The organism is Sinosporangium siamense (genome assembly GCF_016863435.1).
Taxonomy (GTDB): Bacteria; Actinomycetota; Actinomycetes; order Streptosporangiales; family Streptosporangiaceae; genus Sinosporangium; species Sinosporangium siamense.
Genome location: NZ_BOOW01000013.1, coordinates 40,494 through 62,106, shown reverse-complemented (window position 1 = coordinate 62,106; position 21,613 = coordinate 40,494). Strand labels below are relative to the sequence as shown.

The following is a 21,613-nucleotide window of genomic DNA, read 5'->3' as shown; positions in this document are numbered from 1 at the left end:
CGAAGTACGGCGGAGCGAAGCATACGAAACCAGTATAAGTACCCTCATCGTGGGTGAGGGTGTTTCACAAGTTCCCTTAGATCGAACTGACGAATCCCTCAAGCGAGCACAGGAGCGAACCGGCACTCGCTTCCCGCCGGATTCTCCGCAGCGCCTCGCACAATGCCGTGTCAGGCAACTCGGAGAGAGCACTCAGGTCGATGCCGCTCAGATCGACCAGATCCGAGCGGAGATCCCTGCCTTCCCCCTCGACCTCGGGAGAGGTCACTCCGGACTCCACCGCTCACCCTCCCGTCCACGAGCCCTGCCGTCCGTCTGAGGAGCTCGAACAAAGGCGGTAAGGCCGTTGAATCCGTTGAGACGCAACTCGGACAACGAGCATTTTTCCCGTGGCCCCCACCCAAGACGACAGAGCGCCCGGCCGGCGGCAACCTGCCGCGCTTCGGTCCGCACGCGGAAATGCCCACTGAACGTCCTATCACGAACGCCCGACAAGTTCTATATTGACGCAACTTGACGCGACAAACTATGTTTTGGGGATATAGGTATCGTTAGAGCACTACCCCGCACAAACACTCGGAGTGAGCGCGTAGCGGTGCCAATCCCTGAAGGTGGTATCTCGGTAGAGCCCTTCCCCTTTCAGCAGTTCGTCGTGAAGATCGCGAGCAGATGTGACCTCGCCTGCGACCACTGCTACATCTACCGATCCGCCGACCAGGGGTGGCGGTCCCAGCCCGCCGTCATGTCCGCGGCGACCATGGACCACACCGCCGAGCGCATCGCCGAACACGCCGCCGCCCACGCGCTGCCCCAGGTCGGCGTCGTCCTCCACGGCGGCGAACCCCTGCTCGCCGGCCCCGGGCGCATCCGCCACTTTGTCCGGCGCGTCCGCGAGGCGGCGGACGCGGTCGCCACCCGGGTCGACGTCCGCCTGCAGACCAACGCGGTCCGGCTCACCGGCGCCCACCTCGACCTGTTCGACGAGCTCGGCGTGCGTGTCGGGGTCAGCCTGGACGGCGACGCCGAGGCCCACGACCGGCACCGGGTCGACGCCCGGGGCAGGGGCAGCCATGCGGCGGTGGCCAAGGGGCTGCGGCTACTGTCGGCCCGGCCCGCGCTGTTCGGCGGGCTGCTCTGCACGGTGGACCTGGCCAACGATCCGGTGTCCACCTATGAGGCGCTTCTGCCGTACTCGCCGCCGCGGGTGGACTTTCTCCTTCCGCACGGCAACTGGACGCGTCCGCCGCCGGGGAGGGAGGCAGGGTCGGCGGCGACGCCGTACGGCGACTGGCTGACGGCGGTCTTCGACCGCTGGTATTGCGCGCCGCGCCGGGAGACCGGGGTGCGGCTGTTCGAGGAGATCGTCAACGTACTGCTCGGCGGCGTCTCGCGGCGTGAAGACGTGGGGCTCGGCCCCACCCGCTATGTCACCGTGGACACCGACGGGGCGATCGGGCGGAGCGACATTCTCAAATCCGCTTATCAGGGGGCCGCGGACACCGGCCTCAACGTCGGGGCCCACCCCTTCGACGCCGCTCTTCCGGCGGCCCGGCTACTCTCCCCCGCCTGCCGCGCGTGCCGCATCGTGCGGGTCTGCGGCGGAGGCCTCCACCCCCACCGCTATCGCGCGGGCGAGGGTTTCGACAACCCGTCGGTCTACTGCCCCGACCTTTTCCGGCTGATCAGCCACATTCGCTGCCGTCTGACCGCCGACCTGGCCGGCCTGCGAGCCGCCCCGTGAACGCAGCGCGGCCGGGCTCACCCGTGCCGCTCCTCGGAGCGGGCACGGGCGGGTCCACAGTGCCGGCCCTGAGCGAGGCCCTCCGGCCGGCGCCCCCGCCGGGGAGGGCGCAGGGCGGGGCAGGGGTGCTGCCCGCGCACCGCCTCACCGTGGCCGCGTTCGACGCGTTGGCGCGGGGTGGAGGCGGCGTGGAGGCGCTCGGGGTGCTGGCGCGGGCGCAGCGGAGCAAGCGGATGCTGCTGCTGCGGGCGATCGTGGAGGAAGCCGGCGACGGCACCACACGCGACCTCTACGCGGAGCTGGCGCGAGCCCACCGGCGGTCACCCGGCGTGGTGGACGACGTGCTCGCCTACCCCGCCGTCGGCGTGTGGGCGTGGCGGACGCTGAGCGCACTCACCACACGCGGGGAATCGGCCGCACTCGCCCGGCTCGCCGGCCTTGTGGCGGCCTGCGCCGCACGCCTCGGGGAGCGCTTCACCGGGGAGGTGCCCGTGCGGAGCGGTCTCGCGGCCCTGCCCAGCCTCGGCGCGGCCCATGTCGGCGGGCGGCACGCGGCCGTGCGGGTCGGTCCGTACGGCACACGCCTGGTGGGCGGGCACCGCACCGTGCGCGTGAACGGCGAGGGCTGGCTCGGGCTGAGCCGGCGCCGAGCCGGCGCGGCCACCCTGGTGCTCGACGACGTCGACCCCGACCGCTTCCCGCCCGGAGTGCGGCTGCGGCCCCGGCTGGCGGCGCGGGAGACCGGCCACTGGTGGAAGACGATCGCCGAGGCCGTGGAGCTGCTGCGGCGGCACCACCCCGGCTCGGCCGAGGAGTGCCTGGCGGTCACGGGGGTGCTCACCCCGGTCGCCGGGCCTGCGGGCATCCAGGTCAGCGCCTCGTCACGGCACGCCTTCGGCTCGATAGCCCTGTCGGTGCCGGTCGACGCGCCCGGCACGGCGGTGACGCTGGTCCACGAGGTGCAGCATTCGAAGCTGAACGCGCTGATGGACCTGTTCGAGCTGGCGCCGCCCGACACCGGCGAGCGGTTCTACGCGCCGTGGCGGTCGGATCCGCGGCCGGTCGACGGGCTGCTGCACGGGGCATACGCGCATTTGGGGATCGCACGGTTCTGGCGGGTGCAGCGGCATGTGGAACGGAATGCGGCGGCCCGGGTGCACGCCCACGTCGAGTACGTGAGGTGGCGTGACGGCGCGCTGGCGGTCTCCCGGCTGCTCGCGGGGCGGCTGCTGCCCCCGGGCGAACGCCTCGCGGCGGGCATGCGGGAAGTGCTGGAGTCGTGGCTGGACGACCCGGTGCCGCCCGAGGCCGCCCGCACGGCGGCCGGCCTCGCGCGTGATCACCGCGAACGCTGGAAACCCCGCCGCGCGCGAGCCGCCGATCCTCCCCTGCCCTGAGGCTTCCTGCGGCTTCCTCGAACGCGACGCTGTCTGCGGGCTGAGCGGACCTGCCCGTTCAGCCCATCTCCTCCAGCTTCTTGCCCTTCGTCTCACGGAGGAAGAACCACACGAACAGGAAGGACAACACCGCCATCCCCGAATACCCCACGTAGGCCCCGGACAGGTTCCAGGCCGACAGGCTCGGGAACGACACGGTGATCAGCCAGTTGGCGATCCACTGGGCCGCCGCCGCGACCGACAGGGCGGCGGCGCGGATGCGGTTCGGGAACATCTCCCCCAGCAGCACCCACACCACGACACCCCACGACAGGGCGAAGAAGAACACGAAGACGTGGGCCGCGACCAGCGCGACCACGCCTTCGAGGGCGGGCAGGGTGACCGCGTCGCCGTCGGAGACACCCGCGCTGAAGGCCCAGGCGGCGGTCGCGAGAGACACGGCCATGCCCGCCGAGCCGACGAGCAGCAGCGGTTTGCGTCCCACCCGGTCGACCAGCGCGATGGCGATGAAGGTGCCGACGATGTTGATGATGGAGGTGGAGAAGCTGATCAGCAGGGAGTCGCTCTGGTTGATGCCGACCGACTGCCACAACGAGGCCGAGTAGTAGAAAATCACGTTGATGCCGACGAACTGCTGGAACACCGACAACGCAATGCCGATCCAGACGATGCTCAGCAACCCGAAGGAGGGGCCGCGCAGGTCGCGCAGGCGCGGGCGGTGTTCGCTCTTGAGCACGACCTCGATCTCGCCGATCCGGGCGTCTAGGTCAGCCGAGTCGCCCTCGACCTCGGCGAGCACCTTCTTGGCCTTCTCCCGCCGGCCCACGGCGACCAGGAAGCGCGGCGACTCGGGGATGACCGACGCGAAGATCAGGTATAGCACCGCAGGGACCAGGCAGGCGCCGAGCATCCACTGCCACGCCTGCAACCCCAGGATCTCGTGGTTGACGTCGCCCCCGGCGAGCCGCGCGAACACGTAGTTCACCAATTGCGACACCGCGATGCCGAGCACGATCGCGAGCTGCTGAAACGACCCGAGCCGCCCCCGGTAGGCCGGCGGGGCGACCTCGGCGATGTAGGCAGGGCCGATGACCGAGGCCATGCCGATCGCGACGCCCGCGAGCACACGCCAGACGGTCAGATCCCACAGGGCGAACGGCAGAGCCTGCCCGATGGAGCTGACCGCGAACAGCACGGCAGCCGTCTGCATGGTGCGGATCCGGCCCCACCGGTCGGCCAGTGAGCCCGCAAACCACGCGCCAGCCGCCGAGCCCAGCAGGGCCGCGGCGACGACCGCGCCGATCTGCACGGGGCCGACCTGGAAGTGCCTTTCGATGCCCGTGACGGCACCGTTGATCACCGCGGAGTCGTAGCCGAAGAGGAAGCCGCCGATCGCGGCCGCGGCGGTGATGAAGACGACATGGCTGAGGTGCTCTTGATGCCCTTTTGCGGCTGGGGATCCCTCCATGGGTGGTTCTCTCCCTCGCGAGACAGGTGGGCTCTATCTACCCGGGTGAGCTCCGACAATCCTTCCCTCGACCTTCCCGCAGGTCACCCACCAAGCGAACCGGCGCCCCCGGACCGGGTCCAAGGGCGCAGCTCCCGCCGTACACTCGCTGTTTTTGAGATGCGGGTGCTAGAGGCGCGGGTCCACCGGCTCCGACTCCAGGGCGAGCACGCCGAAGACCGGCTCGTGCACCCGCCACAGCGGCTCGCCCTCGGCGAGCCTGGACAGCGCCTCCAGCCCGAGCGCGTATTCGCGCAGCGCCAGCGACCGCTTCCGGCCGAGGAACCGCACACGCAGCGTGTCGAGGGACTCGGTGTAATCCGGGCCGTAGATGATGCGCAGGTATTCGCGCCCGCGCACCTTCACCCCGGGCTGCACCCGGCCCGGCGTGTAGGACATCGGTTTGACGACCATGCCCTCCCCGCCCGACTCGGTGAGCTCCGTCCACCACTCGACCGCCGCCGCCCGCGACTCCTCCGACGCCGGCGACACCACCAGGTGCCGCGTCGGCGCGATCAGCTCCGACCGCACCCGGGACAGCAGGTCCAGGTGCCACGAGTGCGGCTCGGTGATCGCCGGGGCCCGCCCCTCACACGCGAGGATCTGGAACGGCGCGAGCCTCACCCCGGACAGCCCCTCGACCGGCCAGCAGTAGCGCGCGTAGGCGTCGCGGAACCGCACCGCGTTGTCCAGCCGCCGGCGTGCGGCGCCGGCGAACTCCTGCACGGGCAGCCCGCGGCCCGCCGCCGCCTCCAGCACGTTCAGCACCTCCGGCAGGGCCGCCCGCGCCGCCGCCCCCACCGAGGCGTATTGCGAGCGGATCAGCCCCTCGGCCTTCGCCGACCACGGCAGCAACTCGCAGTCGAGGACCATCCAGTCCGAGCCGAGCTCTTCGAACAGCGGCGCCAGGTCGATCCGCAGCCGATCGACGAGTTCGCCGTTGTCGGCGAAGAACGGGCGGCCCGTCCGCGTGTAGACGACCCCGGCCGACCCGTCGTCCACCCCGAAGCGCGCCGCCGCCACCTCGGGAGTGCGGGCGAGTACGGCTACCGCCCGCGAACCCATGTGCTTCTCCTCGCACACGACCTCGGTGACGCCCGCCGCGAGGAACTCCCCGAACGCCTCGTCGGGGTGCTCCAGGTAGCCCTCCCGGTTCGAGGTCTGCGGCGGGGCCATCGTCGGCGGCAGGTAGACGAGCCAGCGCGGATCGACCGCGAACCTGCTCATCACCTCCAGCGCGGCGGCGGCGTTCTCCTCCATGATCTTCACCCGGCCGCCGTGCCTGGTCTCCAGCCAGCGGGTGCCCGCGACGTCGCCGATGTCGAGCACCGCGGGGTCGCGCCGGCGCGGCTTGGCGGCGGCCAGCGGCTTGGCCGGTTCGTACCAGACCTGCGCGGCCGGCACCGAGACGAGCTCACGCTCCGGGTAACGCAGCGCCGTCAGCTTGCCGCCGAAGACACAGCCGGTGTCGAGGCAGATCGTGTTGTTGACCCACTCGGGCTCCGGGGTCGGCGTGTGTCCGTAGACGACCATCGCCCGGCCCCGGTATTCGTCGGCCCACGGGTAACGCACCGGCAAACCGTATTCGTCGGTCTCGCCCGTGGTGTCGCCGTACAACGCGAACGCGCGCACCCGGCCCGAGGCCCGGCCATGGTAGGCCTCCTTCAACCCGGCGTGCGCGATGACGAGCTTCCCGCCGTCGAGCCTGTAGTGGCTGACCAGGCCGTCCATGAACGCCTCGGCCGCCGCGCCGAACTCCGGCTCCTCGGCGGCGAGCTGCTCCAGCGACTCCGCCAACCCGTGCGCGACACGCACCTTGCGCCCCTTGAGGGCACGCACCAGCTTCTGCTCGTGGTTGCCCGCCACACAGAGCGCCGTCCCGGCCGCGACCATGCCCATGACCAGCCGCAACACACCCGGCGTGTCCGGCCCCCGGTCGACGAGATCGCCCACGAACAGCGCCGTACGGCCCAGCGGATGCCTGGCCCCGACCGCCCGGCCGCGCGAGTCCCGCTCAAGCTCCCAGCCGAGGGAACACAGCAGCTCCTCCAGCTCGGCGCGGCACCCGTGCACGTCACCCACGATGTCGAACGGCCCGGTCAGCTCGCGCCGGTCGTTCCACGCCCGCTCGAGCACCAGCTCGGCGGCCTCGACCTCGTCCGCGCCGCGCAGCACGTGCACGCGGCGGAAACCCTCCCGGTCGATCCTCCGCATCGACCGGCGCAGGTCCTTGGCCTGGCGGAAGATCACCTGCTTGCCGAAGTCGCGGTCCGGGCGGAGCTCGTTGCGCTCGATCGCGACCTGCTCCGGCACGTCGAGCACGATCGCGTCCACCAGCACGTCGTGGCTCTTGGCCAGGCTCACGAGCTCCTTGCGGGCCTCATATTGCACGTTCGTCGCGTCGACCACGGTCAGCAGGCCGCGGCGCAGGCGTGTGCTCACGATGTAGCGGAGCACGTCGAAGGCGTCGGGGGTAGCGCTCTGGTCGTTCTCGTCGTCGGACACCAGGCCGCGGCAGAAGTCCGACGAGATCACCTGGGTGGGGGCGAACAGCTTGCGCGCCAGGGTGGACTTGCCGCTGCCCGACACCCCGACCAGCAGGACCAGCGACATGGCGGGCACACTGACGGTCTTGACCTTGGCTTCGGTCTTGGTCTTGGTTTCCACCTCGGCCTCGGTCGTGGCCTCGACCTCGACCTCTGCCTCGGTCTTGGCCTTACTCTCCGTCTCGTCCGGTCCTTCAGTCGTCTCCATCAACGGTGAACACCCCCATCTGCGTCGGCGGGCCGACCTCGGGGTCGTCCTCGCCCACCGGTTCGAAAGCCACGCGGTAGCCGTACCGCTCACACACACCCGCACACCAGGCGGCGAACTCCGCCCTGGTCCACTCGAACCTGTGGTCGGGGTGGCGGAGCCCGGTCAGGTTCTCGTAGCGGACGTTGTGCTCCACGTTCGGCGTGGTCACGATCACGTGGCGGGGCTTCGCCGTACCGAACACCACGCGCTCCACGGCGGCCAGGCGGGGCGGATCGACGTGCTCGATCACCTCCACCAGCACCGCCGCGTCATATCCCGCGAAACGCGGATCGGTGTAGGTCAGAGAGCTTTGGAATATCTCCAGCCTCGCACGTTTCGCGTCCGGCATCCGATCAAGCCTCAGCCGGCGCGCGGCGAGCGTCAGCGCGTGCGCGGACACGTCGGAGCCGGCGACCTTCGTGAACACCGGCTTGGCGAGCAGTTCGCCCAGCAGCCGGCCCGATCCGCAGCCGAGGTCGATCACGGTGCGGGCCCCCAAATTTTCCAGGGTGGCGAGTACGGCGTTCCGCCTCAACTTCGCCAGCGGAACCCGGACCGGCTCCTCCTCGGAGTTTTGCGGCTCCGTGTTCTCCGCCGCGGCGGCCAGTTCCTCGACCTCCGCCTCGGGAACGGCTTCCAGCTCCTCCTCGACGTCGTCCCCGAGCTCGGCCAGCCTGGACAGCGCGGCGCGGGTCAGCGTCCAGCGCCTGTCCAGGTAGCGCCGCGTGATCAAGGCCCGCTCGGGATGCGCGGCCAGCCATGAGCCGCCCGCCTTGATGAGTTTGTCCACCTCGTCGGGCGCGACCCAATAATGCTTGGCGTCATCCAGGACGGGCAGCAGCACATAAAGGTGGTTGATCGCATCGGCCAGCCGCATTTCCCCACGCAGCCGCAGCCGCACATAACGGGACTCGCCCCACTCGGGAAAACCCTCGTCGAGGGGTACGGCTGTCGCCTCGGTGTCCCAGCCCAACGGCTCGAAGAACCGGTGCGCGAGCTCAGGCCCACCGCGGCATGGCAGGGCAGGCAGCACGATCTCCAGCGGGATGCCGTTCGCGGCCAGCTCTGGCCTCGCCGTACAACGACCCGCCCGCGCGGTGCGGAACACATCCGCCATCGCCACCGCAAGGAGGGAGGACGCGGCATAAGGGCGGTCGTTGACGAATTGGGAGAGGGCGAAGTCGGGGGAGGACTTCCCTCGGGAGCGGACCAGTCTTACCGGGTCGACGTCGAGCATCAGCGCGACTGTGCACCGGTCGGGCGACGCCTCGGGGTAGAAGAGCCTGGCGGTGCCGTACGACTGGGCGAACTCCTGCACCCTGTCGGGGTGCTTATGCAGAAGGAAACCCAGGTCCGTGGCCGGTGTGTGGGTTGTGGAGATCGTCAGCAACACCCAGCCAAGTGTGCAGCAAGCCGTTCTACGGTCGCATCAAGATTTTTCGGACACGTCGCCATGTCTGTGATGCTTGGCCGACATGCCGGGTAACCACCGGACACCGAAGGGAGCCGGTTCGTTGTCTGCCGGCTCCTCTACCGCCTGGCGGCGATCGCGGACACGACGCTGTCGAGCAGGCCGGGGAAGAGCGTGTCCAGGTCGTCGCGCCGGAGGGCGTTGAACTTCGCGGTGCCGCGATAGACCTGGCTGATGACACCGGCCTCGCGGAGGACGCGATAGTGGTGGGTCCCGGTGGACTTGCTGACCTCAAGCTCGATCTCCGAGCAGGACACACCACGGGCGGCCTGCGCGAGGAAGCGCACGATCTGCAGGCGTATGGGATCGGCCAGGGCATGCAGCACGGACTCGAGCCGGATCTCGCCGACCTCTGGATGATCCAGAACTCTCACCGCACCTCCTGTCCACCCATAATACGACGAGTTTCGTATTTCGATGATTGTCGTACTACGATATCCATCGAACAAGCCTAGGAGGACGTCATGCTCTTTTCCCCCCTCACCCTGCGATCACTGACGATCGCCAACCGGGTCTGGATGGCACCCATGTGCCAATATGCGGCCATCTCCGATGGCCCGGAGGCCGGGGTACCTCTCGAATGGCACTACAACCACCTCGCCACCCGGGCCGTCGGCGGTGCCGGTTTGATCCTGACCGAGGCGACCGCAGTCTCCCCCGAAGGCCGCATTTCCCCCTTCGACCTTGGATTGTGGAACGACCGACAAGAGGCGGCATTTGCCAGGATCAACGAGTTCCTGTCCCAGCAAGGCACTGTGCCCGGAGTACAACTCGCCCACGCCGGCCGCAAGGCCGCCACCGACAAGACGTGGCGCGGAGGCGCCCCCCTCCCAGCCGCCGAAGGCGGCTGGACGACGGTCGCCCCCAGCCCCATCGCCTTCGACTCCGCTCACCCGACGCCGGCCGAACTCTCCCGTGACGACATCGACGGCGTCGTCGCCGACTTCGCCCAGGCCGCCGTACGGGCCGTCCGGGCCGGCTTCCAGGTCGCGGAGGTGCACGGCGCCCACGGTTATCTCATCCACCAGTTCCTCTCCCCGCACAGCAACCGGCGCACCGACGCCTATGGCGGGACGTTCGCGAACCGCATCCGTTTCGCACTGGAGGTCGTCGAGGCGGTGCGCGCCGTCTGGCCCGACCACCTGCCGGTCTTCTTCCGCGTCTCCGCCACCGACTGGCTGCCCGAAGGCGAAGGCTGGACACTTGAGGAAACCGTGCGCCTCGCCAAGGAGCTCCTCGCCCACGGCGTCGACCTCCTCGACGTCTCCACCGGCGGCAACGTGGCCGATGTGAAGATCCCCAACGGCCCCGGCTACCAGGTGCCCTTCGCCGCCCGCGTGCGCGCCGAGACCGACCTCCCCACCAGCGCCGTCGGCGAGATCACCGACCCGCACCAGGCCGAGGACGTCATCGCCTCCGGCCACGCCGACGCCGTGCTGCTCGGCCGCGAACTCCTCCGCAACCCCTACTGGCCCCACGAGGCCGCCCGCGCCCTCGGCGCGGAGGTGCGGCGCCCGGACCCGTATCACCGGGCTTACTGAGGGTCGTTTTCCCGGCGTGAGGGCCTTTTGACCGCGGGTTACGGACACATCCCCCTTGACAGGATGCGGCACCCGTGCCGAGGCCCCAGGCACAAAACACGCAGTATCGGGGCGCTTCGGACGACATCTGCCGATCACTTCCAGTGCGGGGGACTTGCTTGCTAACGTTCAAGCTCCCGGTGCGCACCGTAGCCGACCCTGCACCCTAAGCGATCGGCTCTCGTGGCGAGAGGCGGACAGGATGCCGGTGACAGACGACACTCCGTTGGCCACCGGCCACACGTCCGGGCAACCCCCGGAGCGAGGCCCGGGCGGACAGTCCGCCGCCCCGCCACAGCACAACCCCAGCCCACCGGCCCCAGGCTCGGGCGGACACCCGGAGCCGCCCGCGGCCCTCCCCGGCGGGCACCTCAAGTCGCCATATGCCGACGTGGCAGGCGACTCCAGCTCGCCGGGGCAGGTCGCGGCCTTCATGGGCCAGCTGACGACACCACCGGGACAGGCCGCGCCCCCTTCGGAGCACACAACGGCGAACCCGGTCGCCTCACCTCCGGTCCACAACCCGGTTCCACCGGAAATCCCCACCGTTCCGGTGAACGACGTGCCGACGTCGACACCACCACGCCCGGCAAGAAGAGCCCGCAAAAGACGACGACCACCGGCGGCGGCGCCACCGAGGTCGCCCGCACCTCCCCCTCCACCGGCTCCCACATCGGGCCCTCCCCCCGAAGCCCTGAGCGACGGCATCCCGCCCCGGCCACTGGTCTACGCCGCCGCCCTCCTCCTGGTCCTGGCCACCAGCGGCGCACTATGGCTTCTCCCCGGCAAGGCCGACCAAAGCTGGTCGCCCCGCCCAACCACGACTCGCCGCCCAATAGCCGCCTCCCCCGCCCCCACCCCCACCCTCCCGAGGCAAAGCGGTCCGGTCGGAGCCGCCTCGATGGACGACGAACACCCCTCAGGCTTCATGGCCTTCGTCAACATGACCGACACCGCCCGCTTCCGCCCGGTCGACACGATGCGCCTCACCAGAGCCACCTGGTTCCTCTTCGGCCACCTCACCTCAACCACCGACGGATGCGGGCTCACCTGGCGCAGCACCTCCCGCCCGCCAGGGGGCAAAAACACCACCGGCGGAGAAACCCCAACCATTAGGCTCAACCGCCTCCGCACCACAGGCGCCCGCGCCGGCGCCTCCATAGGCGGCCCCCACGGCACCGACCCCGCCACAACCTGCGAAACCCAATCCCGCCTGACCGCCGCCTACCGAAACACCCTGTCCCGCTGGAACCTCACCCACCTGGACTTCGAACCCACCGCCATCCCCTCCCCCACCACAACCAGAAAACGGGCTCGCGCCGTAGCAACCCTCCAAAAAGAGTTCAGAGCCCAACAACGCCCCCTATGGGTGAGCTTCACCCTCCCCCTGACCTCCTCCGGCCTCACCCCCTCCCACCGAGCCACCCTGAAGGCCACCCGAGAAGCCGGCGCCCGCATAGACGCCGTCAACCTGCTGATCCCCCTCAAATCAACCGGCCTCCAAGGCACCGGCCACACCATCCAACGCGCCGTCACCCACATCAGCACCGCCCTGGCCCTAGACGAAACCACCACCCGCCACCACTTGGCCCTAACCCCGGTCCTCACCCACTCCCGCGACCTCACCAAGAGCCAAGCCCAAACCCTGGCGTCCTACACCCACCGCCACCACCAGCCCTGGCTCTCCCTCCGCGGCCCCACCCCACCTCCCACGGTCCTCCAAACCCTCAGCGACCAGCCGGACTAGATTGCCCGACCTCATTTCCCCCACTTCACGTCGCCAGCGAAGCTCACGCCGTACCCGAGCTTGCGCACTCTCATGAGCAGCCATCCGCATGTGAAGAGCGATGCCCATGCATCCTGGGATCGGGACTTGATGCCCACGCTCAAGTTCGCACGGGGTTACCCGACTCACACCGATGCCGCAGCGCGACCTCACCAACGAGCAAAGCCAGCACACAAAAACCCCGGCCAGGGCGGCCGGGGCTTCGTCGTCACAGGCGCTATTTCACGGGCTCGACCCTTTCCGCGCCCACCACCAACCGCGCCAACAGATCACGGATCTCGATCTGGCCGGCCTTGAGGTGGGCGATATCGTCGCGCATCAAGGCGGAGTTCTTCTCCAGCCCGGCGACTGAACGTTTCAAAACGCCAATGTCATCCTTGATCTCGGCGATGTCGGCCTCGACGCTGGACACTCGGTCCTCGATGTACGGCATGCGGCCAGCATAGGCATGGTTCACAGCTGGCAGGGTGCGCAATGCCACGAGATCTACCTGCTGAACAAGCCACGGAACCAGCAGCCGTGCCGGCAGAAACAGGACACCGGCGGGGAGGGGCAGCGACCGATCCCATCACCTGCCCGGCGTGTCGGGAACGCAATCCCGCGCTTGGCCGGTTGACACACAGGGCGCCCGCCACGCCCGCATCTCGCGTCGCTCCGACGAACCTGACCACCCGCCGATCCTTGCCCGTGAATCCGATCCAGGTTTGGGTTGAGTGCGGACCTTGGGTGCTGTTAGCTTCGCACGGTGGACGACAGGCGTGCATGTGCGGAGGCGATCGAGGACTTCGCGGTGGCCCTGCGGGAACTGCGTAATTCGGTCGGAAACCCACCTTTTCGGGAGATGTCCGGCCGATCGGGGGCAATTTCCCACACAACTCTGCATGAAGCCACGAAGGGCAATCGGCTCCCGAGCTGGGAAACAACCGTCGAGTTCGTCAAAGCGTGCGGCGCGGACCCGTCCGCCTATCAAGAACGCTGGGAGAGAGCGAACCGGACGGTCAGGTCGGCGAGCGCCGTGGGTCCTTCAATCCGCGCGGACAGCTCGGTGGGCACGGACACTTTGCTGGACCGTCCGCGCGACGAGATCGTGGGCGACATCCAGCCTCTGCTCCCTCCTCAGGGGAGCGGAGGGCGATTCCGGCTGAGCCGCACGGCTGCGATCGCGACAGCGGCTGTCACCATCGGGGCAGTGGTTCTCGTCGTGGCCGTCGTCAATCGCGGTTCCACGGCCGACGGATCCAGCCTGAACCCCTCGGCCGGCAGCCCATCGCACGTGCTGTCCCCGGTTGGTTGCCCGGTGCGCTTGTCCAACCCGTCTCCGGCCCCGCCGTTATACAAGGGCGATAGGGCCGTGTTCATCACGGACGTCACGCTCCCCGACTGCACGCGCGTCGGCACCGGCACGACCATGACCAAGGTATGGCGGCTTGAGAACGCCGGGACCGTGCCGTGGAAGGGATACTCGCTTCGGCGCCTCGACCCCACGCAGCACGCTGATCAATGCCAGACCAAGTCCAACGTGCCGATCAAGGAGACGCAGCCCGGCGAGATGGTCGACATCCGGACCGATATCACCACACCGAATGTGCCGGGCTTGTGCTACGTGCGATTCAAGATGGTGGACGCCTCGGGAACCGTTGTGTTCCCCGGAAGCCGGCCGGTCAACTTCCAGATCATCGTCGACGGACGATAGCTCAAACGCCGGCTCCCCGCCGTGCACGGCACGACGGGGAACCAGGGTCAGACGATCTCAGGGAGCTCAGCGGCTAAGAGCGATCCCCGTGTAATAGTTCTGCAGGATCCTGGAGTAGCTCCAGCCCGCTCGGGCTTTGTCGCGAGAGCCGTACTGCGACATCCAGTCCCCGTCCCGCCAATTGCCGCACGCCGTCGTCGTAGCGCAGTACTGCGCCCGGAAGATCTTCCCGTTGCGAGTCAGCCGGGTTCCCCATGTCGCGTCCACCGCGGCGCTCGTCACAGCCTTCGCGGAGCCGGGCTTATACACCTGGCTCGACGTGTGGTCGTAGACGTCGAAGCACTGGCCGCTCGCCGTCTTGCGGTTCGAGTGCAGCGCCCAGTACCAGCCGAAGTTCTTGACGGCCACCGCGCCGGCCTTGAGGGACTCCGCAGGCCAGCTCGACACCCACTCGTTGGGCAGGACGTTCTTGACGTAGGTCTTGAACTCCACCCGCTCCACGCGATTGAGGGACTTCCGGTACACGAGGATCGTCGTGGGCAGCTTGGTGTCCGTGCCGTCGGTCTTGCACCCGGTCGGCGATCCGGAGGTCAGGAATTGGTGCGAGGCGTTCTGGTTCTTGAGGGTGGGCTTGAGATTGCCCTTGGCGCCCGCGGCGAAATCCTGGTGGGCGCCGGTGTGGCCGCTGTTGAAGTAAACGCGGACGGTCTTGCCGCTGCGGTTCCAGACGGAGGCGGCGGCGTTCTTAATGCACTTGCCCTTACCCTCGCCGGGTCCCTTGAAGTCATAGCAGGTGGGCTGCGCGGTGGCATAGTCGCCGACCGATGCGGTGAAGTCCGAGACCGATCCCCGGTTGCCGCTGTTGAAGTAGTAGCAGAATTCACCGGCCTGGCAGATGCCGTCGCGGCCCGCGGCTAAAGCGGGCGTGGTGGCGGCGAGTGCCGTCCCGCCGATCGCTATCGCGGCGGTCGCCGCGGTGAGGCGCGAGACCAGCCATGCGGTTTTTCGTGGAAGCACAGTTGTCTTTCTCATTTGCTAGAGGCCGTCGTGCGTTATCGGACGCTGTAGCCCTGGGAGTTCCAGAACGAGGTCGGGTTCGGGTTCTCCAAGTGTGGGTCGCCGACGCTCTTGGCCGCACGCGTGTACCGTCCGGGACGCATCTCGACGTGGGTGTGCGCGGATGACCTGCTCGACACCCCATGCCACGACTCTTTGCCGATGACCTGGCCTCGGCTGACCTGCTGGCCCACACGCAAGGAGGACAGCGGAGCGGCGTGCAGATAGATCACCGTCTTGTTCAATCCGGCGTTGTAAACGGCGATCGTGGAAAGTCCCGCCCTGCCGGTCCTCCCGCGCACAAGGTTGATGACCTTACCTGCCACCAAGGCGTGAACATTCGCACCCACGCCTCGGGTGATGTCGATGCCTTCGTGCCGGCCGGGGGTGGACCTGTAACCGTCGAAGCCGCAGGTGATCGTGCCTGCGGCCGTGTACAGCGAGAACGACATGGCACCGCGCGAGGGCGATGACGACGACGGGCTGAACTGGTGCGAGGCGTTCTGGTTCTTAAGGGTGGGGTTCAGGTTGCCCTTGGCACCCGCGGCGAAATCCTGGTAGGCGCCGGTGTGGCCGCTGTTGAAGTAAACACGGACGGTCTTGCCGCTGCGGTTCCAGACGGAGGCGGCGGAGTTCTTGATGCACTTGCCCTTGCCTTGGCCGGGGCCCTTGAAGTCGTAACAGGTGGGCTGCGCGGTGGCGTAGTCGCCGACCGATCCGGTGAAGTCCGAGACCGACCCTTGGTTGCCGCTGTTGAAGTAGTAGCAGAACTCGCCGGCCTGGCAGATGCCGTCGCGGCCCGCGGCCGAAACGGGGCCGGCGGCGGCGAGTGCCGTCCCGCCGAGCACTATCGCGGCGGACGCCGCGGTGAGGATCTTGGTGAGCGTTGTCATGCTGTTCTCCTGTTATATGGGGAGCCTGGGGTGGGGCGGAGTCAGCGGCGCTGATACTCCTCCCAGGTGCGGATGGTCACCTTCGGGCCGTCGTCCGGGCCGCGGTTGGCGAGCCCGTTCAGACCGAGGTAGTAGTCACCGATCTGGTGCTGGGCCTGGCTGGAGAGGCTGGTGTCGCTGATCGCGGTGGCGTGGATGTGCCACGGCCAGTTGCCTTGCCGGGGGCTACGCACCCATGCGGCGAAGCCGACAAGGCGCAACGCGCGAACGACTGCGGTGCGGGTGGCGGAATTCATCCCTTCTACCGAGATGTCAACCACGCCGCCGCCGTCGTGGGTGCCGGCGGAGGTGTGGTCGCCGCCAGGGTTGTACGAACCCTGATCCAGCTTGAGGTCGCGGCGGAGCAGCCGCTTCGCCTCGGCAAGCATGCTCCGCGTGCGGGTGTTGATGACGAACCCGCCGGTGGACACCCGGGTGCCTGGCTCGACGACGTTGGTGACCTTGAAGCGGCCGCTTCCGAGCCCGGTGAGCGACATCTTGCCCGGCAGGCCGTTGGCGTTGAGACCGGTGTGGCCGAGGGACTTCTGGTACTTCGCGTAGGCGGTAACCGTTGTGCTGCCGAAGTAACCGTCCACCCACTTCGCGTCGAGCAAGCGCCGGTCGCGCAGCGCCTGCTCAACGAGCAGCACACTGGCCTTGGCGCCCGGGGTGACCGTGGTGTCAGGCCGTCGCGGATCGATCTGGGCTGCCTTGATCAGAGCTTCCATGTTCACACTCGGAAGTGCTCGGACGTCGGCCGCATGTGCCGCCGACATCCCGGACGCTCCGATCAGCGGAGCGAACAGGGCGGCTGCCGTTAGGGCAGCGGCGCACGAGGGCAGCTTCATCGTTACTCCTGGCTTCAGGCGTTGGGGGGCGATTCCTGCGCGGCGGAAGTCAACGTTCCGGATTGCGTACATGTCCGCAAGAAGTTCGGTGTTGTCAGCCTGTCCAACAGGCTTTCCGTACAGGCGTACGCGTCATCTGACAGATCGCGTCCACGGGAGTTTCCACTGGTGAGAGTGCCCCTGACAACCTCTGCGGCAGCGTCGGCCGCACACAACCTCGACCCGCACCTTCACCGCCGAGGTCTGCCCGCCGGGCTACCCAAGAAGCCGACGACCCGGGTGGCCGACACCGCGATTGTGTGTTACCTCCCCCTACGCCATCGCGTTGCTCATGGTGACCGACAAGGTGGAGGAGCCGGAGTACATCACCTTCAACCTCACCGTGTGGCGCCGTTAGCGTGTGCGGCCCAAAGCCGTAAGGCGAGATGTGCGGAGCTCGTCGCCCACCCATCGCCGATCACCTCGTCGCCGGCGCGTTCCCGGATGCGCCCCAGCCGGTGGTAGAGGGTGGCCCGGTGGATGTGGAGCCGGGCGCGGGTGCGCGGCGCATCGCGATTGCAGTCCAGATAGGCGAGCCAGGTTCGCGCGAGCATTCCTTCCGGCTCACGTGCGAGCTCCGCAGCGCCCGGGCTGAGTTCGCGCACGGTCTCCAGGCTCCATTCCCGCCCGCGGAGCAGCGTCCACGCGCCCAGTTCCTCCCACGAGCGCATGGCGGGCGGATCCGTGCGGAACACGGGACGAGCGGCGAAGCCGGCGCGCTCAAAGAGTTCCCGTCCCGGGTCGGAGGCAGCGCCCCGGGTCCGGCCCACCGCCTTCAAACTCATCAGCCGTCGAGTGGCCGAAGCGTGCACCAACTCGACTATCAGCGGCTCCCGTCCCCCTGCCTCGCGAGTGACGAACGCGAGGTCATGGCCGATCACCGTACCGATCATCGCTCCGGGCCGCAGCCGGACGAGCAGCCCCTTCAGGGCATCCGCTCGACTTTCGGACCATGATCGTGCGTCACTCGTGCGTCATGATCTTGAAACACCGTGCGACACCAGGAAACACTACGAAACGATTTGCCTGGTCAGGGCCCATCCAGGGTTTTCGATCAAGCCCTGACCAGCAGGCAAACCATCTCCACGTGGTGGGTCATCGGGAAGGCGTCAAAAGCCCGTAGACCCTCAAGGGTGTAGCCGTGGTCGGCGAACCAGGCTACGTCGCGGGCCAACGTGGCAGGGTCGCACGAGACGTACACGACGCGGGAAGCCCGGAGGTCCGCCACGCGAGTGACCACGTCGCGGCCGAGGCCGGAGCGGGGTGGGTCGACTACCACGAGGTCGGCGCGTTCGATCTCGAAGCGGTCCAGGGCGTCCTCCACGCGTCCCCGTTCCACCTGGGCCTGGGGGAGGTCGCGGAGGTTGCGGCGGGCGTCGCGGACGGCGGTGGTCTCGGACTCGACGCCGAAGACCGCGCCATCGGGGCCGACGGCCTCGGCTAGGGCGGCGGCGAACAGGCCTACGCCACAGTAGAGGTCAAGGGCCCACTCGCCGGGTCGAGGGTCGGCAAAGGAAAGCACGGCGTCGAGCAGGGTGGCGGCGGCCTCGGGGTGGATCTGCCAGAATCCGCTGCCTGTGACCTGGAAGTCGCGCCCGCCGACGCGCTCGTGGAGGATGCCGGCGCCCTTGACCGCGCGGGTGCGTCCGCGGCCCTCGTCGACCAGCACGGAAACCGGAGTGTCGAGGTCGGGCACGGCGACCGTCTTGCGGTGGCGGGGGGTGATCACTACGGCTCGTTCGCCGCGGGTTGAAACGATCACCTCGACGCCTGTGGCTCCGCGCCAGTTCTTGTGTTCGGCGCCGACCTTCTCCAGCTCCGGGTGGGCGATCAGGCAGGCGTCCACAGGCTCGATGTCGTGGGATCGGTGGCGGCGCAACCCAAGCGTCCCATCGGGGCTCGCAGCGAACTGCACGCGGGTGCGCCAGCCGAGCCCGTCGGGCGAACCGGGCAACTCCTCCACCACGACGTCCCGCTCGATCTTGGCGAGGCGCCGGAACTGCTCCGCCACCACGTCGGCCTTGAGTCTGCGCTGTGCGGCCAGGTCGGCGTGTTGCCAGTCGCACCCCCCACAACGGCCCGGCCCGGCGAACGGGCAGGGCGCCGGCACCCGGTCGGGTGAGGGCTCCAGGATCTCCACGGCGTCCGCCCGCATGAAACGGCTGGTCTCCTCGGTCACCTCGGCGACGACCCGCTCCCCGGGAAGCGCGTGGCGCACGAACACCACACGCCCCTCGTGCCGCGCCACACACCAGCCACCATGGGCGACGGCACCGACAGAAAGCTCAACTCGCACTTTATTACGATCCTTCATGACCAAGGGCGTGCCCGGTCGGCGACGCCGTGTCAGCGTACCGGGATCACGCCGCCAACCCTTCCGTCTCACCGTATGTCCCCCTCGATCGGGGTACGGCACAGCCACGAAGGTCATTTCACCTCGCTGCCTTCCGGGGCAACGACGCAACGGGGCAAGGGTCAATCCTCGCTGCTTCGCGGCGACGCCCACATTGAACTGACGACACCAGGAGACACCGCCAAGGCGCCCAGCGCAGCACGGCACTCTGCCGGCTCCTGGGGAACCGGCGAAGCACCCAGGTCAGCCTGGACCGGCCTCCGCACGTCACGCCGCGCCCGGGGGCACCGTACCCAGGAGACACAGGGATCAAAGGCCGCCCGGGGGCACCGTACCCAGGCGGCATAGGCCGTCCGCGGTCACCGTGCCCACCGTCACTTCTCCGCCTGCTGGTCCTCCTTACGGGGTGGGCGGCGGACCGCGCCAGGGGCGTGGGGTTCGGGGCGGCCCTTGAGGCGGTCGGAGGACTCAAGCTGCCAAGGCACGCTGGTGACCATGACCCCCGGCTGGAACAACAACCGGCCCTTCAACCGCAGCGCGCTCTGGTTGTGCAGCACATGTTCCCACCAGCGCCCCACCACATACTCGGGGATGAAGACCGTCACCACGTCACGAGGCGACCGCCGCCGCAGCGTCTTGACGTATTCCAGGATCGGCCGAGTGATCTCCCGGTAGGGCGAGTCGAGCGTCTTGAGGGGCACGGGGATGCCGAGCCGCTCCCACTCGCGCTGGAGGGCCCTGGACGCCTCCCCCTCGACGCCGACGGTGATGGCCTCCAGGGTGGAGGGGCGGGTGGCTCTGGCGTAGGCGAGTGCGCGCAGGGTGGGTTTGTGCACCTTGGACACGAGCACGATCGCGTGGTTGCGTGCGGGGAGGGTGGATTCCTCGATCTCGGCGCCGTCGGGCACGGCGAGTTCGGCGGCCACGTTGTCGTAGTGGCGGCGGATGCCCTTCATCATCAGGAAAAGCACCGGCATGGCCACGCAGACGATCCAGGCCCCGGGGATGAACTTCGTGACCAGCACCACGATCAGCACGGTGCCGGTGAGGATGGCGCCGAAGCCGTTGATGAGGCGTGAGCGCTTCATGCGGGCGCGGGTCTTGGGGTCGGTCTCCTCGCCGAGGTGCCGGGTCCAGTGGCGCACCATGCCGATCTGGCTGAGGGTGAAGGACACGAACACGCCGACGATGTAGAGGTTGAGCAGCCGGCTGACGTCGGCGTCGAAGCCCCACAGCAGCAGGCAGGCCGCGGCGGCGAGGATGACGATGCCGTTGCTGAAGGCGAGCCGGTCGCCGCGCGTGTGGAGCTGACGCGGCAGGTAGCGGTCTTGGGCGAGGATCGACCCGAGCACGGGGAAACCGTTGAAGGCGGTGTTGGCGGCCAGGAAGAGGATGAGCGCGGTGACGGCGGCGATCACGAAGAACAGCAAGGACCCGCCGCCGAAGACGGCATCGGCGACCTGGGCGATGATCGGCTGCTGGTAGTAGTCAGGCCCGGCCGGTTGGCCGTTGATGAGCACCCCGGTGGCGACATGAGCGGGTTCGGCGAGTTTGACGCCGGACGCGAGGCCGAGCGAGATGATCCCGACGAACATCGTGACGGAGATCATGCCCATCAGAAGCAGCGTGGTGGCCGCGTTCTTGCTCTTGGGTTTACGGAAGGCCGGAACCCCGTTGCTGATGGCCTCGACACCCGTCAGCGCGGCACAGCCGGACGAGAAAGCCCGCAGGATAAGCAGCGCCGCCGCGAACGCGGTGAGGTTGGTCTGCTCCGGGATGATGTCGTAGTCCGCAGTCGGCGCCCGCAGCTCGTCCCCCAGGACGAACACCCGGAACGCGCCGTAGACGACCAGTCCCAGCACCGAGATCATGAACAGATAGGTCGGTACGGCGAAAGCCGCCCCCGACTCTCTGATGCCCCGAAGGTTGATCACGGTCAGGAAGACCACGATGAGGATCGCGACGAGCGGCTTGTGCTCGGCGACCCAGGGGATCGCGGCGCCCACGTAGTCGACGCCGTTCGCCACGGACACCGCCACGGTCAGCACATAGTCGACCTGCAGCGCGCTGGCCACGGTCAGCCCGGCGTTTCTCCCCAGGTTGACGGTGGCCACCTCGTAGTCGCCGCCCCCGCTGGGGTAGGCGTGCACGTTCTGCCGGTAGGACGCCACGACGGTGAGCATGACCACAACGACGGCGACGGCCACCCATGGGCTGTAGTGGTAGAAGGAAAGTCCGGCGATCGAGAGGATGACAAGGATTTCCTGAGGTGCATAAGCAACCGAGGAAAGAGCATCGCTGGCAAAGACTGGGAGCGCGATGCGTTTGGGTAGGAGTTGCTCATGGAGTTGCGTGCTCCGAAGCGCCCGCCCGACCAAAAGGCGCTTCATGAGATCGGTCACCTTTACCACGAG

General features: G+C 68.4%; 17 protein-coding genes. 5 read left to right on the top strand and 12 right to left on the bottom strand.

Going from position 1 to position 21,613, the window contains the following annotated elements; all coding sequences use genetic code 11:
* Nucleotides 1-76: 76 nt before the first annotated feature.
* Nucleotides 77-268 carry an FxSxx-COOH cyclophane-containing RiPP peptide gene (gene fxsA / locus Ssi02_RS10960; RefSeq protein ID WP_204024477.1) on the bottom strand — a complete coding sequence of 64 codons (192 nt, stop codon included), beginning with the start codon at nt 266-268 and terminating at the stop codon, nt 77-79.
* A gap of 384 nt (nt 269-652) precedes the next feature.
* Between fxsA and Ssi02_RS10955 the strand changes: the two genes are divergently transcribed.
* Together Ssi02_RS10955 and Ssi02_RS10950 are read left to right on the top strand one after the other, a co-directional pair.
* Nucleotides 653-1,741 carry an FxsB family cyclophane-forming radical SAM/SPASM peptide maturase gene (locus Ssi02_RS10955; protein ID WP_239128794.1) on the top strand — a complete coding sequence of 363 codons (1,089 nt, stop codon included), beginning with the start codon at nt 653-655 and terminating at the stop codon, nt 1,739-1,741.
* On the top strand, nt 1,738-3,138 hold the full coding sequence (locus Ssi02_RS10950; protein ID WP_204024473.1) for an HEXXH motif domain-containing protein: 1,401 nt from the start codon (nt 1,738-1,740) through the stop codon (nt 3,136-3,138). The genes Ssi02_RS10955 and Ssi02_RS10950 overlap by 4 nt, the downstream gene beginning before the upstream one ends.
* A 58-nt stretch (nt 3,139-3,196) precedes the next feature.
* Here the strand turns inward: Ssi02_RS10950 and Ssi02_RS10945 are convergent, their stop codons facing one another.
* The 4 genes from Ssi02_RS10945 to Ssi02_RS10930 form a co-directional block, all read right to left on the bottom strand.
* The gene (locus tag Ssi02_RS10945) at nt 3,197-4,606 is read right to left on the bottom strand and encodes a sugar porter family MFS transporter (protein ID WP_204024471.1); all 1,410 of its coding nucleotides are present in this window, start codon (nt 4,604-4,606) and stop codon (nt 3,197-3,199) included.
* 168 nt (nt 4,607-4,774) lie between these two features.
* Nucleotides 4,775-7,399 carry a polynucleotide kinase-phosphatase gene (locus tag Ssi02_RS10940; RefSeq protein ID WP_204024470.1) on the bottom strand — a complete coding sequence of 875 codons (2,625 nt, stop codon included), beginning with the start codon at nt 7,397-7,399 and terminating at the stop codon, nt 4,775-4,777.
* A complete protein-coding gene (locus Ssi02_RS10935) occupies nt 7,386-8,834 on the bottom strand; it encodes a 3' terminal RNA ribose 2'-O-methyltransferase Hen1 (RefSeq protein WP_204024469.1) in 1,449 nt (482 codons plus the stop codon). The genes Ssi02_RS10940 and Ssi02_RS10935 overlap by 14 nt, the downstream gene beginning before the upstream one ends.
* A gap of 137 nt (nt 8,835-8,971) precedes the next feature.
* Nucleotides 8,972-9,286 (bottom strand): ArsR/SmtB family transcription factor, encoded by a 315-nt coding sequence (locus Ssi02_RS10930; protein WP_204024468.1) that lies wholly within the window; start codon nt 9,284-9,286, stop codon nt 8,972-8,974.
* A 90-nt stretch (nt 9,287-9,376) separates the two neighbouring features.
* Here Ssi02_RS10930 and Ssi02_RS10925 point away from each other — a divergent pair, with 90 nt between their 5' ends.
* Together Ssi02_RS10925 and Ssi02_RS10920 are read left to right on the top strand one after the other, a co-directional pair.
* Entirely contained in the window at nt 9,377-10,453 is a 1,077-nt protein-coding gene (locus Ssi02_RS10925; RefSeq protein WP_204024467.1) for an NADH:flavin oxidoreductase/NADH oxidase, read from the top strand.
* A gap of 940 nt (nt 10,454-11,393) precedes the next feature.
* On the top strand, nt 11,394-12,239 hold the full coding sequence (locus Ssi02_RS10920; RefSeq protein WP_204024464.1) for a glycoside hydrolase family 18 protein: 846 nt from the start codon (nt 11,394-11,396) through the stop codon (nt 12,237-12,239).
* Between the two features lie 256 nt (nt 12,240-12,495).
* Here Ssi02_RS10920 and Ssi02_RS10915 read toward each other — a convergent pair whose 3' ends face one another.
* The gene (locus Ssi02_RS10915) at nt 12,496-12,759 is read right to left on the bottom strand and encodes a hypothetical protein (RefSeq protein WP_204024462.1); all 264 of its coding nucleotides are present in this window, start codon (nt 12,757-12,759) and stop codon (nt 12,496-12,498) included.
* A gap of 309 nt (nt 12,760-13,068) precedes the next feature.
* Between Ssi02_RS10915 and Ssi02_RS10910 the strand changes: the two genes are divergently transcribed.
* Nucleotides 13,069-13,971, top strand: a complete 903-nt coding sequence (locus Ssi02_RS10910; protein ID WP_204024459.1) for an NBR1-Ig-like domain-containing protein — start codon at nt 13,069-13,071, stop codon at nt 13,969-13,971.
* Between the two features lie 66 nt (nt 13,972-14,037).
* Here the strand turns inward: Ssi02_RS10910 and Ssi02_RS10905 are convergent, their stop codons facing one another.
* From Ssi02_RS10905 to Ssi02_RS10880, 6 genes are all read right to left on the bottom strand, one after another.
* Entirely contained in the window at nt 14,038-14,988 is a 951-nt protein-coding gene (locus Ssi02_RS10905; protein ID WP_204024457.1) for a SpoIID/LytB domain-containing protein, read from the bottom strand.
* A 35-nt stretch (nt 14,989-15,023) separates the two neighbouring features.
* Entirely contained in the window at nt 15,024-15,920 is an 897-nt protein-coding gene (locus tag Ssi02_RS10900; protein ID WP_204024456.1) for a peptidoglycan DD-metalloendopeptidase family protein, read from the bottom strand.
* A gap of 41 nt (nt 15,921-15,961) precedes the next feature.
* The gene (locus tag Ssi02_RS10895; protein WP_204024455.1) at nt 15,962-16,807 is read right to left on the bottom strand and encodes a peptidoglycan-binding protein; all 846 of its coding nucleotides are present in this window, start codon (nt 16,805-16,807) and stop codon (nt 15,962-15,964) included.
* A gap of 377 nt (nt 16,808-17,184) precedes the next feature.
* The gene (locus Ssi02_RS10890) at nt 17,185-17,727 is read right to left on the bottom strand and encodes a helix-turn-helix domain-containing protein (protein ID WP_204024454.1); all 543 of its coding nucleotides are present in this window, start codon (nt 17,725-17,727) and stop codon (nt 17,185-17,187) included.
* Between the two features lie 173 nt (nt 17,728-17,900).
* Nucleotides 17,901-19,142, bottom strand: a complete 1,242-nt coding sequence (locus Ssi02_RS10885; RefSeq protein WP_239128793.1) for a class I SAM-dependent RNA methyltransferase — start codon at nt 19,140-19,142, stop codon at nt 17,901-17,903.
* A 431-nt stretch (nt 19,143-19,573) separates the two neighbouring features.
* Entirely contained in the window at nt 19,574-21,589 is a 2,016-nt protein-coding gene (locus tag Ssi02_RS10880; protein ID WP_204024452.1) for an APC family permease, read from the bottom strand.
* Nucleotides 21,590-21,613 lie beyond the last annotated feature (24 nt).